This window comes from Winogradskyella pelagia (assembly GCF_017581965.1).
In the GTDB taxonomy this organism is placed as follows: domain Bacteria; phylum Bacteroidota; class Bacteroidia; order Flavobacteriales; family Flavobacteriaceae; genus Winogradskyella; species Winogradskyella pelagia.
On the sequence record NZ_JAGEVF010000001.1, the window covers coordinates 526,838 to 540,960 of the forward strand.

Here is a 14,123-nt window from a genome sequence, read left to right on the forward strand (position 1 = left end):
AATGAGTACTGAACAAAATCAATTGGAGAAAAAATATAATAAATGGATTGTGGTACTATCCATAGCAGTTCCACTCGTTGTTGCAGCCTTGTTTGGAGTAAATCTTAGAAAGCTAGGCTATGATGTTGAGCCTTTGAGATTTTTACCTCCAATTTATGCCACAGTAAACGGAATTACTGCCGTTGTATTAGTGATGGCTGTTGTTGCCATAAAGAATAGTAAAAGACAATTACATGAGAGATTAATGAAATTTGCAATTGCCTTGTCTGTAGCTTTCTTGGTAATGTATGTTGCTTATCACATGACAAGTGATTCTACAAAATTTGGAGGAGAAGGATTTATTAGATATATCTATTATTTTATTTTGATAACTCATATTTCGCTATCTATTGTAATTATTCCATTTGTATTGATTACCTACGTAAGAGCTATAACCAATAATTTTGAAAGACATAAGAAAATTGCCAAGATAACTTTTCCAATGTGGTTATATGTTGCTGTAACAGGTGTAATTGTTTATCTTATGATTTCTCCATACTACGTATAATAATGAGACGAAAACTACTATTAACAGTAATAACGCTATTAGCATTTGTCCATTCCAACGCTCAGTGCGCCATGTGCAGAGCTGTACTTGAGAGTGAAGAAGGGCAATCCACTGCACAAGGAATCAACGACGGCATAATGTTTTTAATGGCTATTCCATACATTATTGTTGGTACTATTGGCTATTTTATTTACCGCACTTATAAAAAAACACAATAGTCAAGCAGTAAATAAACTCCTGTATTTCGCTGTTTATGGGATATAATTAAGAATTGTTCTAAGATATTTCTTAACACTTTATTGGCAGAGATTGGTTCTATTAATTGTTAAAATTGCAATCCAATCTAGAGGCACAATGATACAAATTAAAGATTTACACAAGTCTTACCACATGGGAAGCAATTCTCTTCATGTACTAAAGGGTATCAATTTTGATGTCAAGGAAGGTGAATTGGTTTCAATAATGGGGTCTTCTGGGTCAGGAAAATCTACGCTTCTAAACATTCTAGGAATGTTAGACGAAGCAGATAGTGGGAGCTACGTCTTGGATGGTGTGCCCATTAAGAACCTCAATGAGAAAATAGCAGCTCAATATAGAAATAAATTTTTAGGATTTATTTTTCAATCCTTTAATCTTATAAATTATAAATCTGCTTTAGATAATGTGGCAATGCCATTATTTTATCAAGGTATGAAACGAAAGGAGCGTGTTGAAAGGGCAGAACACTATTTAGAAAAAGTGGGATTGGCAGATTGGTCACACCATTTACCAAGTGAGCTTTCAGGTGGTCAAAAACAGCGCGTTGCGGTAGCAAGAGCATTAGCGAGTGACCCTAAGGTTCTATTGGCTGATGAGCCAACAGGAGCCTTAGATTCTGTAACATCTCACGAAGTTATGGATTTAATACAAGGAATAAACGACGAAGGAAAAACCATACTTATTGTAACTCACGAGAACGATATTGCTCAAATGACCAAACGTATTGTTCAGTTAAAAGATGGAGTAATTATTGACGATAGCCCAGTAAAACAAGTTAGAGCTAAGGAATATGTTTAATATAGAACGTTGGCAAGAAATATTTGAGACGCTTAAAAAGAACAAGCTAAGAACTATTCTTACTGGGATTTCTGTGGCTTCAGGTATTTTTATTCTCGTGGTTTTATTAGGATTTAGCTCTGGTATACAAAATGGTGTAACTGAACAATTCTCTGGGGATGCTACCAACGAAATTAGTGTACGTACCAGAAGAACTACTAAAAGTTATAAAGGATTAAATCCCAATCGTAGAATACAACTTAAAAACGAAGACTTCGAAAATGTGAGTTCTACTTATGATGATTATTTAGAATTTCGTTCTGCAAATTACTCCATATGGAGTGGCCAGATTGTTTATAAAAATGAAACTGGAAATTTTAGTGTCCAGGGAGTTCATCCAGACTTTCAGTACATTGAAAACTCAAGTATTCTTCAAGGAAGATTTATTAATCAAGCAGATTTAAATGATGCCAGAAAAGTCATCGTAATTGGAACGAAAGTAAAGAGTGAGATGTTTAAGGGTAAGAATCCAATAGATGAAATGGTTTCTATCTTCGGCATAAACTTTAAAGTTGTTGGAGTTTATTCTGATCCAGGAGGAGAACGTGAAGAGGATAATGTCTACATTCCCATAACAGCAGCACAAGTAGCTTTTAATGGTGGTGATAGAATACGCAATATGCAATTTACAGTGCCAATGCAAAAAAGTTTGGCTAAATCTGTTGAGGTGTCAAATTTACTCTTAGAGAGCATAGAGAGAGATTTAAAGCAAAAATATATTATTGCACCAGATGATAGAGCTGCGATTCGTGTAAGCAATACCCTTGAGGAAGCGCAGAAAATTTATTCATTGATTGATATTATTAAAGCCGTGTTCTGGTTTGTAGGAATTGGGACCATTATCGCAGGTGTGGTTGGCGTTGGCAACATAATGATTATCATTGTTAAAGAACGCACAAAAGAGATAGGCATACGTAAAGCATTAGGAGCTGTGCCAATGTCCATTGTTGGTATGATTCTCCAGGAAGCTATTTTCGTAACCATGTTTTCTGGTTTGTTCGGTTTAATACTTGGCTTAGGCTTGCTCGAACTTGTTGGTCCTACTATTGATAATGATTATATAAAATATCCTCAAGTAGATTTTAATACGGCTCTTTATACCGTATTTCTGTTAGTCGCCGCAGGAAGTCTTGCAGGATTTGTTCCAGCTTACAGAGCAGCAAAAATCAAACCTATTATTGCACTAAGAGACGAATAGTATGTTTAATAAGGATCGCTGGGACGAAATATTAGAAGCGCTAACCGCTAATAAGTTTAGAACACTGCTTACTGCATTTGGAGTGTTCTGGGGAATTACCATATTGGTTTTACTATTAGCACTCACCAACGGACTTAAAAATGGTGTAACTGCAAGTTTTAATAATTTCGCTGCAAACTCAATGTTTACTTGGACACAGCGTGCATCTATATCCTATAAGGGATTACCAAAAGGCAGACGATTCAACTACAAATTAGATGATATTGCAGCACTAAAATCTGAATTTCCAGAATTAAAATATGTCTCACCGAGAAATTCTCTTGGTGGGTATCGTGGCGCCAATAATGTAACTAGAGGAACTAATATTGGAGCTTTTCAAATATATGGCGATTATCCAGAATTTATTGAGCAACTTCCAATGGATATCCTTCAAGGAAGGTTTATAAGTCATTCAGATATTGACGCAAAAAGAAAAGTTTGTGTTATTGGTATCGATGTTGTTGCTGGTTTATACGATAAAGGGGAAGACGTTATTGGCACCTACATAAAAATAAACGGTGTCAACTTCATGGTAGTCGGTGTTTTTAAAAATGTCAATAGTCAAGGGGATAGTGAAGAGGAGGCCAATACTATATTTATTCCGTTTACGACATTTAATCAAGCGTTCAACTACGGAGACCGCGTGGGTTGGATGGCCATAACAGCTTATGATGAATTTAGTATTACTAATTTAAAAGATAGAATATTTAGTGTTCTAAAAGGTAGGCATACAGTACACCCAAATGATGATCGTGCCTTTGGCCATAGAGATATTTCAGAGCAGTTTGCAAAAGTAACAGGCTTGTTTACCATTTTAACTCTTGTGGGTTATTTTGTTGGAGCGCTTATTTTGCTTTCTGGCATTATAGGTATTAGTAATATAATGCTAATAGTGGTTAAGGAGAGAACTAAAGAAATTGGTGTAAGAAGAGCACTAGGCGCAACACCTTGGAATATTAGATTACAAATTTTACAAGAAAGCTTAATACTGACCATTCTAGCAGGAATGACGGGTGTCGCATTTGCTGGTGGTGTTATATGGTTAATGAATTATTCCTTGGAACAAAGCGGACCGGTGGAAAATTTTGCGAACCCAAGTGTTGGAATGCCTGTTGTATTTACAGCCTTAACTATTTTAACGGTTTCAGGTTTATTGGCAGGTATGATACCAGCTAATAGTGCAACTAAAATGAAACCAGTTGATGCCCTTAGAATTGAATAACTAAATAAAGAATAACTAATTACATTGTAATGAAACGAACAACTACGGTAATTTTATTAATAGTCATTGTCGCGGCCTTTTCAACCGCCCTTATTTATTTATGGCAAAAAAACCAAGAAGATCCAATAGTATATTCTACAGAGACACCTTCTGAACAAACAATTGTTGTAAAAACAATGGCAACAGGCAGTATTGTACCTAAAGAAGAGGTCTTAATAAAGCCAAATATTTCTGGGGTTGTAGAAGAAGTATTTATCGAAGCTGGCGAATTTGTACAACAGGGTGATTTAATTGCAAAAATTAGAGTAATTCCTAATGTATCGTCACTTACAAGTGCGAAAAATAATATATCCTCGAACCGAACATCCCTAGAAACGGCAGAAATTAATTTTAAAACTCAAAAAGCAATTTACGATAGACAAAAAGCGCTTTTTGAAAAAGGAGTGGTTTCAGCTAACGATTTTGATCAAGTAAATAATACCTTTTTGCAAGCAAAGCAGCAGGTAGAACAAGCTCGGATAGACTTGCAACAGTCTCGTCAAAATTATGATATTATAAAAACAGGAACAACCTCTGGCCTTGGCAATATTGCACAAACACAAGTGAGAGCAACAGTAGCTGGTATGGTGTTGGATGTGCCAATAAAGGAAGGTAACCAAGTTATTGAAGCTAACAATTTCAATGAAGGTACCTCAATAGCTTCTTTAGCTGATATAAAGAAAATGATTTTTGAAGGTAAAATTGATGAGAGTGAAGTAGGGAAAATTAGAGAAGGTTTACCTCTTGAGATTACAGTTGGAGCTATAGAAAATAAAAAGTTCGATGCCATTCTAGATTATATTGCACCTAAAGGGGTGGCAGAAAATGGAGCTATTCAATTTGCAATCAAAGGGTCTCTAAAAAACCTAGATTCTACATTCATAAGAGCTGGTCTTAGCGCCAACGCTTCTATTATATTGGAAAAGGCTGACAAGGTTTTAGCCATACGCGAAGCATTAGTTCAATACGATAGAAAGACGCAAAAACCATTTGTTGAAGTAGCCGTTGGAGACCAAGAATTCGAAAGACGAGATGTAGACCTTGGAATTAGCAATGGTATCTATGTTGAGGTCAAAAATGGTGTCTCCAAGTCAGACAATCTCAAAATCTGGAATCAAATTCAAGGTATGCCTGCATTCGGCAGTAGAAATTAATCAATTATTAGTGTAACACTTTAACACTAACCTAGACAAATAAGCACAATGAAAAAATTAATCTTAGTTGGTCTGCTACTTTTTGGTGTAGCAGTGCAGGCACAAAATAAAAAATGGACGCTATTAGAGTGTGTAGAATATGCTTTAGAAAACAATATTTCTGTAAAACAAAGTGAACTAGATCTTGAGACTGCAGAGATTGAAAAGCTAACGGCTACAGGTAATTTTGTTCCATCTATTAGCGCCAATATTGGTTTAAATGAAAATACAGGTTTAAGTTTTAACCCTGTTACAAATAGAGCACAGACTACTACATTTCTGTCATCTACAGGAAGGATTAATGTTGGTTACACACTATTCGATGGATTAAGAAATTTCAGAGCAATGCAGCGTGCAGAAATTTCTAAACTTGCCAGCCAATATCGTCTCAGTAAAATGAAAGACGATATCTCCTTGGCGGTGGCTAATAATTATTTGCAAGTCATTCTTAACAAGGCAAATTTAGAAGTACTCGTTTCTCAGAATGAAGTTACAAAAGAGCAAATACAACAAACCCAAGAATTGGTAAATGCAGGTGTACTACCTGACGGTGATTTATTAGAGATTAAAGCTACAGACGCAAGCGAGCAACAGTCCATTGTAAATGCTGAAAATCAAGTGCAAATATCATTAATAAGTTTGGCGCAGTTACTATTAATTAAGGACTACGAAAGTTTTGATATTGTAGAAGAGGGCTACGGCATCGTAGATTCATTAGGTGAAACCTCTGTAGATGAAATCATTCAGAGCGCAAAAGAAAATAGATCAGAAATTCGAATTGCAGAACAAAATCTAGAGCTTGCTAAAAAAGACTTGCAAATCTCTAAAGGGGCTAATTTACCTACCCTATCTGCTTTCTTCGGTTACGATACGAGATATACAAATACACCAAATTTCAGTAATGTTGTTGATCCAGACAACCCAACGGTTATAAGACAAATCGGTACAGTAGAATCAACTGGCGAAGCTGTTGTGTCTCAATTTCCAAATACTTTTCCAGTAGAAACTCCTCCAGATAAGTTTGTTGAACAGTTATGGGAAAATGACGGTATCGCCTACGGTTTTCAGCTTAACATCCCTTTTTTAAATGGATTTAATACTAAAGCTAGTGTTAAAAGAAACAAAGTCAATGTAGAACGTTCGAAATTTTTGTTAGAGCAGGCAGAGTTAGATTTAGAATCTTCAGTATATCAGGCTTATGTTGATGCCAAAGGAGGATTAAAATCTTATGACGCAGCAAAAACAGCATTAGAATCTCAAGAATTAGCTTATGAATATGCCAAGGCGAGATACGATGAGGGTTTAACTAATGCTTTCGATTTTAGTCAGGCTAAATTAAGATATGACAATGCTCAAATAAACCTAAATAGAGCAAAATACGATTATATATTCAGGCTAAAAGTTCTGGAGCTATTCTTTGGTATTCCGGCGACAGAATTAAAATTTTAATTATGAGTAAAAAGGTAAAAATCATTATTGGGGTCGTGGTCCTACTGCTAGTTGCTTTAGTAGTTGGGTCTAAGTTAGGATGGTTTGGAAAAAAAGGCAATTTTAAACAAGTAACCACTCAAAAAGTTGAGCTAAGGGAAATTGTTGAAACGGTCTCTGCCACTGGTAAAATTTATCCAGAAGTTGAGGTTTCCATTTCTAGTGAGGTCTCGGGCGAAATATTAGAATTACCGTTCAAAGAGGGGCAGCAGGTTAAAAAAGGTGATTTACTGGTCAAGGTCAATCCAGATTTAATAGAATCTGCCTTAGAACGCTCACAGGCGTCGTATAAAAATTTTACGGCCAATTTAGCACAAGCTGAAGCTACACTAAAGCAAGCCGAGGCAGATTATAATCGAAATAAAGGTTTATTTGAAAAGGGCGTAATTTCTAGAGCAGATTGGGACAGAGCCATAGCAGCTTACGAAACAGCTTTAGCAGGCAAAAATTCAGCGTATTATAGTGTTCAAAGTGCTGCTGCTACTGTGACTGAAGCTAGGGATAACCTGAGTAGAACAACAATATATGCTCCAATGGACGGAACAATATCATTATTGAGCGTTGAGTTGGGAGAGCGTGTTGTTGGGACGCAGCAAATGGCAGGTACAGAAATTCTTAGAGTTGCAGACCTAAAGAATATGGAGGTTGAAGTAGATGTTAACGAAAATGACATTGTTAAAGTAAATATTGGCGATTCTACCATTGTTGAAGTTGATGCTTATCTCAAAAAAGAATTCAAAGGACTCGTTACGGAAATTGCCAACTCAGCACAAGGAACATTATCAGCAGATCAAGTCACCAACTTCAAGGTCAAGGTAAGAATTTTGGAAGAATCTTATATGGATTTAATTGAAGGTAAGCCCGCAGCCTATTCACCGTTTAGACCTGGAATGACGGCAACCGTTGATATTATAACCAATACTAGACCAAAGGCTATTTCAGTACCGATAAGTGCTATCGTTGTTAAGTCAGATACCTCTTCGGTAAGGAAATCTTATGGTAAAGGAGCATCCGCTAACCAAACAACTTCACAGAATAGCGATGAAAAATTCGAATGTGTTTTTGTTAATGATGGAGGAAAAGCTAAGCTTAAAGTGGTTGAAACGGGCATACAAGATGACACGAATATTGAAATTACTTCAGGGTTAAGTGAAGGCGACAATATCATTACTGGTCCTTATAATCTAGTATCTAAAACCTTAAAGCCAGGCGATCTTATCGAAGAGAAGAAAGAAGAAATGAAGGAATAAAACTGTAATTTTAGATTATGGCTTTAATTCTCAATATTGAAACGGCTACAACAAATTGTTCGGTCTCTTTGTCTTTAGATGGAGAGACTTTGTTTTTAAAAGAAGATAACAGCTCAAGTTATTCTCATGCCGAATTATTGCACGTATTTATTAAAGATTTATTTTCTGAATCTAAATATAAGCCAGATGAAATCCATGCCGTTGCTGTGAGTAAAGGTCCAGGGTCTTACACAGGCCTAAGAATTGGAGTGTCTACAGCCAAGGGATTGTGTTATGCCTTAAATAAACCGCTTATTGCCATAGATACCTTAGAGATTTTGTCTCGTCAGCTAAATATTGATAAAGGCTATATTGTAGCTATGTTAGATGCCAGGCGAATGGAAGTGTATTCAGCAGTTTTTACATCCAATTTTCAGTTAGCAAGAGAGGTAAAGGCAGAAATTTTGGACGCTAATAGCTACAACTTAATATTAGAAAGTAATGATGTCTTTTTTATTGGCAATGGTGTTGAAAAGACTAAAGCATTAATACAGCACAGTAACGCTAATTTTATAGAAGATAGATTGCCATCAGCAAGAGAAATGGGTGAGTTAGCAGAGTCTAAATATAAAATAAGCGACACCGAAGATGTCGCTTATTTTGAACCATATTATTTAAAGGACTTTATTGCTATTAAGAAGCAATCTTAGCCTTGTTTATGTATTTCCACACTATGCGGATATGGTATTTCGATACCAGCTTTATCTAGTTCTAGCTTAGTGTTTTTAGTAATATCGAAATAGACATCCCAATAATCTTCAACTTTACACCAGGGTCTAACAGCAAAATTAACCGAACTATCAGCTAGTTCAAGAACGTTAACCGTTGGTTGAGGATCTTTCAAAACCTTTGGGTGGGAGGTTAGTACGCTCATTAAAACATCTTGAGTTTGTTTAATATCTGCGTCATAACTAACACCAAACACTAAATCTACACGGCGTGTGCCTTCCGTAGTATAGTTAACAATATTACCATTGGATAAAGCACCATTAGGTATAATGATTTCCTTATTTGATAATCCAGTTAACTTAGTTGTAAATATTTCTATTTCTTTCACAACACCGATTTCGCCCTGAGCTTCAATTAAATCACCAATCTTAATTGGTTTAAAAATCATAATTAACACACCACCTGCAAAATTACCTAATGACCCTTGCAGTGCCATGCCAATAGCGAGACCAGCCGCAGCAATAAGAGCAGCAAAAGATGTGGTTTCAACGCCTACAGTGCCAAGAACAACTATTATTAATACAATCTTAAAAATCCAATTGATTAAGTTTAACAGGAATTTTTTAAGACTTTCATCATAGCTCCTTGAATTCATTGCTTTTTTGATGCCTTTCAGCAATACTTTAATTACCCAACTACCAATAATCCATATGAGAATGGCAGCGATAAGTTTTGGTCCAAATTCAATAATTAAATCAAATCCTGTGTCGATCCAATCTTGTGTATTCATGTATTTTAATTTTTGGTTAATAGAAAAACTCGGTCCGAGAACCGAGCAAATATAATTAGTAAATAGGTATTTATTTTACTTCGAAAGTTAACTTTAGGTTTACCCTAAATTCTACCACATCATCGTTTTTTACTATCGCACTTTGATCTTGAACGTAAACAGACTTTATGTTCTTTACTGTTTTTGCCGCCTCTTTAACGGCTTTTTTTGTTGCATCTTCCCAGCTTTTGTCTGAGTTAGATAATACTTCGATTACTTTTAATACTGCCATAATGAAATTGTTTTTATGAGTTCCTAACTATTTATTTAGATACAAAAGTTACGGAAAAGTCACTAAAATGCAATTATTAATAGCAATGAATAAAATCGAAGAGGCTGAAACATAAGTTATTGACCAGCCAAAAATTCTGCAATTTTTACTAAATCTTCTTCATTTTTAGCATTGAGCTTATTTTTTTTCATAAAGCCTTTCAATGCTTTGGCATCCTTTGGGAAGGCACTCAAAACTTTTTTGTTCTTATTTGGCACATACGTTATTGTACCATTTAAATTAATGTAGTAATTGTCGTCACTTCTTTTAAATTTAGGAGCAACATCCTTATCGTAAGATGTTTGGGCCTGTCTTCCTTCTATATATTTAATTTTTTCTTCTTTTAATAGCTGAAACTTCTCTTCACCATGCACCACCATTAAAAATCTTCGTTGCCGGTTGTTGTTAGCATCCATGTAGTCGTATACTCTGTAAGTATCTCCAGAACCGATAAAGGTCACTTCTATTTCACTACTTATGTCTAAGGCTATGATTTTACCATTGCCTAAGTCTACTTCCATTTCACCATTATAAGCGTTAAAACGGCCCGTGTATACCTTATCCGGAATTACTGAAACCTTAATAGGTAGATAGGTTTCATTGATAAAAGGGGAGCCTTCAGCATCAGGTAAGGTATTTGTGTTTTTCCACATGAGATTCCCTTCGGAGGACACATCCATATTAATATTATTTTGAGCTGTTATATGACTCGTAAATGTTAGGAGTACAATAAATAGCGCAACTTTTGAAATAATCTGAAATATTTTCATCATTGAATTTTTTACGTTAAAATTTATTTTTCTTATTCATACCGTTCTTAATATACCAAAAAAAAGACGGTTTTAGCCATTTATGGCATCAACCGTTAGCTCCGTGTCATTTAGCATTTCCCGAAGCATGTTTTCTATGCCGTTCTTAAGGGTAAAGGTAGATGATGGGCAACCACTGCAAGCACCTTGCAACAGCACCTCTACCTTTTTGCTATTTGCATTATACGATTTAAACTCTATGTTTCCGCCATCACTTTCAACAGCTGGTTTTACATATTCCTCAAGTATGTTCACTATTGATTTTGAAATGTCATCTAAAGCTTCAAATTTCTCTTCTTTTGCCTTATCCGTTTTATTTAGTTTTTGTGGGGCATCATCGGTTAAAATGGTTTTGCCTTCTTCAATATATGATTTTATAAACTCTCTTAATTGAAGTGTAATCTCCTCCCATTCAATAATATCGTACTTTGTAATAGACACAAAATTCTTTTCAATGTACACATTCTTTACAAAAGAAAACTGAAAGAGTGCCGTTGCAAATGGCGAGAGCTTGGCCTCTTCAATAGAGGTAAATTCATACTGATTGGGTACTATAACCTTATTGCTTACAAATTTTAATACACTAGGATTTGGTGTGCTTTCTGCATATACCGTAACGGCAGCTTTGGGTTTCGCTGCTTCTTCTTTTACGGCAATTCCACCCTCGTTTAGGTAAGATTCAATTTGCTTAGCAACTTCGTCTTGAACATCGGCCCATGAGACAATATCATACCGCTCTATGGCTACAAAATTTGACGCTATGTATACCTTTTTCACAAAGGGTAAGTGAAATAATTGTTGAGCTAAAGGAGAAGGCTTTGCCTCATCTATATTATTAAATTCGTAGCTATTATGATTGGTTAAAAATCGCTCGGCCTCAAATTTTACGATTGAGTCATTTGAAGTAGGAATTATAGAGATCTTCATTTCAAAAAATTTTACTGCAAAAATATGAAATAACAAGCGTTAACGTTAAATCTATAGAATATGTTTTGTGTCTAAAATTTAAAGTCATTTCATATAATTTAGCTAAATTTCGGATTCGTTTATAAAAGTAAGGAGCAAATACCGTGCTAAATATACTTTTATAAGCGTTTTTTAAGAATAATTACATGCGATATATAAAATTCTTTGTTTTCATTTTGTTTGGTATCCAAGTTCATGCACAGGATATTTCAATGCAAAATGGCACATTTAACAGGTGTCAGCCTGATCGTTTTTTCGATTCTGGAGGCGAATTTGGAAACTATGACGATAACGAAAACTTAGTAACCACTATTTGTCCCCAGAACACAGGAGAATTTATGGTTGTTGATTTTCTGAGTTTTACCACGCAATTAAACCTTGATATTTTAACGATTTACGATGGTGACTCAACGGCAGCACCTGTAATTGGTACCTATTCTGGTTCTACATCTCCAGGAACTATATCTGCATCACCAGCCAATACCTCAGGGTGTTTAACCTTTCAATTTGTTTCAAGTGCAATGGCAAATACAACAGGCTGGGAAGCAAATATTGGTTGTGCCACACCTTGTCAAGATATCGTAGCTTCTGTGGATTCCACCGTCCCAACACCTAATCCATCAGGGGTGGTAACCATCTTGCCTGGTGAAGAAGTCACCTTTAATGGAAGCGCAACGTTTTCTATTGATGGTACTAATGCGACTTACGATTGGGATTTTGCCGATGGCAATACAGCTACAGGTACAACAGCCTCTAATATATTTAATAATCCAGGGACTTACAATGTAACTTTAACCGTAACAGATGATAATCCGCAATCTTGTACAGACGTAGTAACAATTACGGTGGTTGTAATAGGGGAGAACGTTATTGTAGATCAAGATAGTTTTACACCCGAGGAATTGATAGAAGATGTTTTAATTAACAGTCCATGTGCTACGGTGTCGAATATTATTTCATCTACAGGTTCAGACTTTAATCCTGCTTTACCGAGTGGAATAGGATATTTCATTAGCAATGGAATTAATTTTCCGTTTGAAGAGGGATTGTTGCTAACCTCAGGTGATGCTGGCAGAGCTGGAGGGCCTAACCAATTTCTTGGTGATGGAGCTTGGCCAGGTGATGCTGATTTGGATTTAGCAACAGGCATTAATTCAAATGATGCAACGTTTATTCAATTCGATTTTACACCACTTGCAGATAACATTAGCTTTGATTTTATAATGGCATCTGAGGAATATGATATGGGTTCGTTTGAGTGTGATTTTTCAGATGCCTTTGCATTTTTATTAACGGATAATAACACTGGAGTCACAACAAATTTAGCGGTTTTACCAACATCAGATACTGGAGTTTTCGACATTCTCGTGACAAATATCCATCCAGACAATGGTGCATGTGGTGCGGCCAATGCACAATATTTTGGGGAATACACTCCGGCTGGAGGGCCTCCAATGTCATTTGACGGAAGAACGGTAGTTTTTACAGCCCAATCAGCTGTTACGCCTGGGGACAACTATACCATTAAATTAGTAATTGGAGACGACAATGATAATAATTTTGATTCGGGAGTTTTTCTGCTAGCTGGTAGTTTTGATCTTGGAGGAGATCTTGGTGAAGATATTACTATTGCAGCTGGTACTGCTGAGTGCGATGGCGATTTAATAACTCTAGACACAGGTATTCCAACCGCAACGCACACCTGGTTTGTAGATGGTGTAGAAATTCTAGGAGAAACAGGTTCTACAATCGATGTCGGCGTAACAGGTACCTACTCTGTAAACGTAGAATTTACTGGTGTTTGTCAATCGTCAGATTCAGTTTTTGTGGAGTTTAGATCAAGTCCAACAGCAAATCAACCACAAGATTTAGTTGTTTGCGACACAGATGGAACCGCTCAATTTGATTTATCAGAAAATACAAATGTAGTGCTGGGAGCACAAGACCCACTTGCTTTTGCAGTATCCTATCATTTAACGGAAGATGATGCGAATAACAATGCCAATCCTTTACCAACAAATTATACAAATACATCGAATCCACAAACCATTTGGGTGAGAATAGCAGACAACACCCAAGAGTGTTTCGATACCAGTTCATTTCAATTATTGTTTAGTCAATTGGATATTAACAACAATATTACACCTATTGAATTATGTGATGATGCAGTTACCGATGGATTTACAGAATTCAATTTGTTAGACAGAGAATCGGAAATTTTAGATACAAATGATGCAGCTGACGTCAATATTACTTTTCATTTAAATATGGCAGATGCAGAAAATGACGCGGCACCTCTACCAACAATCTATACGAATGTAACACCTAATAATCAGACCATCTATGTAAGGTTAGAAACGGTAATAAATGAAGATTGCTACAACGTCACGACGCTTGATTTGGAAGTATTGCCCAATCCTATCGCAAATGCACCTACGGACTTCGAGGTCTGCGACGACAATAATGACG

14 protein-coding genes are annotated in these 14,123 nt (G+C 36.0%); 10 read left to right on the forward strand and 4 right to left on the reverse strand.

The window, feature by feature from the left end; translation table 11 throughout:
• The first annotated feature begins 1 nt into the window (after position 1).
• The 9 genes from J4050_RS02325 to tsaB all read left to right on the forward strand — a co-directional run bounded on the left by J4050_RS02325 (position 2) and on the right by tsaB (position 8,760).
• Positions 2–547 (forward strand): DUF420 domain-containing protein, encoded by a 546-nt coding sequence (locus J4050_RS02325; protein ID WP_208152318.1) that lies wholly within the window; start codon positions 2–4, stop codon positions 545–547.
• A 2-nt stretch (positions 548–549) separates the two neighbouring features.
• Positions 550–765 carry a hypothetical protein gene (locus tag J4050_RS02330; protein ID WP_208152319.1) on the forward strand — a complete coding sequence of 72 codons (216 nt, stop codon included), beginning with the start codon at positions 550–552 and terminating at the stop codon, positions 763–765.
• Between the two features lie 136 nt (positions 766–901).
• A complete protein-coding gene (locus J4050_RS02335) occupies positions 902–1,603 on the forward strand; it encodes an ABC transporter ATP-binding protein (protein WP_208152320.1) in 702 nt (233 codons plus the stop codon).
• Positions 1,596–2,840: an ABC transporter permease gene (locus J4050_RS02340; RefSeq protein WP_208152321.1), complete on the forward strand. Its 1,245-nt coding sequence runs from the start codon at positions 1,596–1,598 to the stop codon at positions 2,838–2,840. The genes J4050_RS02335 and J4050_RS02340 overlap by 8 nt, the downstream gene beginning before the upstream one ends.
• Position 2,841: 1 nt before the next feature.
• Positions 2,842–4,101: an ABC transporter permease gene (locus tag J4050_RS02345; RefSeq protein WP_208152322.1), complete on the forward strand. Its 1,260-nt coding sequence runs from the start codon at positions 2,842–2,844 to the stop codon at positions 4,099–4,101.
• A 29-nt stretch (positions 4,102–4,130) separates the two neighbouring features.
• Positions 4,131–5,294, forward strand: coding sequence for an efflux RND transporter periplasmic adaptor subunit (locus J4050_RS02350; RefSeq protein ID WP_208152323.1), 1,164 nt, complete (start codon positions 4,131–4,133; stop codon positions 5,292–5,294).
• Positions 5,295–5,342: 48 nt separating this feature from the next.
• Positions 5,343–6,782 (forward strand): TolC family protein, encoded by a 1,440-nt coding sequence (locus J4050_RS02355; protein ID WP_208152324.1) that lies wholly within the window; start codon positions 5,343–5,345, stop codon positions 6,780–6,782.
• Positions 6,783–6,784: 2 nt separating this feature from the next.
• Positions 6,785–8,071 carry an efflux RND transporter periplasmic adaptor subunit gene (locus J4050_RS02360; protein WP_208152325.1) on the forward strand — a complete coding sequence of 429 codons (1,287 nt, stop codon included), beginning with the start codon at positions 6,785–6,787 and terminating at the stop codon, positions 8,069–8,071.
• Positions 8,072–8,088: 17 nt separating this feature from the next.
• Complete coding sequence (gene tsaB, locus J4050_RS02365; protein ID WP_208152326.1) at positions 8,089–8,760, forward strand: tRNA (adenosine(37)-N6)-threonylcarbamoyltransferase complex dimerization subunit type 1 TsaB; 672 nt, start codon at positions 8,089–8,091, stop codon at positions 8,758–8,760.
• Here tsaB and J4050_RS02370 read toward each other — a convergent pair.
• From J4050_RS02370 to J4050_RS02385, 4 genes are all read right to left on the reverse strand, one after another.
• Positions 8,757–9,569 (reverse strand): mechanosensitive ion channel family protein, encoded by an 813-nt coding sequence (locus J4050_RS02370; RefSeq protein WP_208152327.1) that lies wholly within the window; start codon positions 9,567–9,569, stop codon positions 8,757–8,759. The two genes, tsaB and J4050_RS02370, sit on opposite strands and share 4 nt — an antisense overlap.
• 70 nt (positions 9,570–9,639) lie before the next feature.
• Positions 9,640–9,840 carry a dodecin family protein gene (locus J4050_RS02375; protein WP_208152328.1) on the reverse strand — a complete coding sequence of 67 codons (201 nt, stop codon included), beginning with the start codon at positions 9,838–9,840 and terminating at the stop codon, positions 9,640–9,642.
• A 116-nt stretch (positions 9,841–9,956) separates the two neighbouring features.
• A complete protein-coding gene (locus tag J4050_RS02380) occupies positions 9,957–10,652 on the reverse strand; it encodes a hypothetical protein (RefSeq protein ID WP_208152329.1) in 696 nt (231 codons plus the stop codon).
• Positions 10,653–10,721: 69 nt separating this feature from the next.
• Positions 10,722–11,615 (reverse strand): NifU family protein, encoded by an 894-nt coding sequence (locus tag J4050_RS02385; RefSeq protein ID WP_208152330.1) that lies wholly within the window; start codon positions 11,613–11,615, stop codon positions 10,722–10,724.
• Between the two features lie 185 nt (positions 11,616–11,800).
• Between J4050_RS02385 and J4050_RS02390 the strand changes: the two genes are divergently transcribed.
• Positions 11,801–14,123 (forward strand): FIDD domain-containing protein (locus J4050_RS02390; RefSeq protein WP_243878525.1); only part of this gene is annotated, 2,323 nt, incomplete at its 3' end.

What these genes read in the sequence shown, in the direction of transcription:
- J4050_RS02325 (WP_208152318.1), top strand. Translation starts at nt 2, where the DNA reads ATGAGTACTGAACAAAATCAATTGGAGAAAAAATATAATAAATGGATT.
- J4050_RS02330 (WP_208152319.1), top strand. Translation starts at nt 550, where the DNA reads ATGAGACGAAAACTACTATTAACAGTAATAACGCTATTAGCATTTGTC.
- J4050_RS02335 (WP_208152320.1), top strand. Translation starts at nt 902, where the DNA reads ATGATACAAATTAAAGATTTACACAAGTCTTACCACATGGGAAGCAAT.
- J4050_RS02340 (WP_208152321.1), top strand. Translation starts at nt 1,596, where the DNA reads ATGTTTAATATAGAACGTTGGCAAGAAATATTTGAGACGCTTAAAAAG.
- J4050_RS02345 (WP_208152322.1), top strand. Translation starts at nt 2,842, where the DNA reads ATGTTTAATAAGGATCGCTGGGACGAAATATTAGAAGCGCTAACCGCT.
- J4050_RS02350 (WP_208152323.1), top strand. Translation starts at nt 4,131, where the DNA reads ATGAAACGAACAACTACGGTAATTTTATTAATAGTCATTGTCGCGGCC.
- J4050_RS02355 (WP_208152324.1), top strand. Translation starts at nt 5,343, where the DNA reads ATGAAAAAATTAATCTTAGTTGGTCTGCTACTTTTTGGTGTAGCAGTG.
- J4050_RS02360 (WP_208152325.1), top strand. Translation starts at nt 6,785, where the DNA reads ATGAGTAAAAAGGTAAAAATCATTATTGGGGTCGTGGTCCTACTGCTA.
- tsaB (WP_208152326.1), top strand. Translation starts at nt 8,089, where the DNA reads ATGGCTTTAATTCTCAATATTGAAACGGCTACAACAAATTGTTCGGTC.
- J4050_RS02370 (WP_208152327.1), bottom strand. Translation starts at nt 9,569, where the DNA reads ATGAATACACAAGATTGGATCGACACAGGATTTGATTTAATTATTGAA.
- J4050_RS02375 (WP_208152328.1), bottom strand. Translation starts at nt 9,840, where the DNA reads ATGGCAGTATTAAAAGTAATCGAAGTATTATCTAACTCAGACAAAAGC.
- J4050_RS02380 (WP_208152329.1), bottom strand. Translation starts at nt 10,652, where the DNA reads ATGATGAAAATATTTCAGATTATTTCAAAAGTTGCGCTATTTATTGTA.
- J4050_RS02385 (WP_208152330.1), bottom strand. Translation starts at nt 11,615, where the DNA reads ATGAAGATCTCTATAATTCCTACTTCAAATGACTCAATCGTAAAATTT.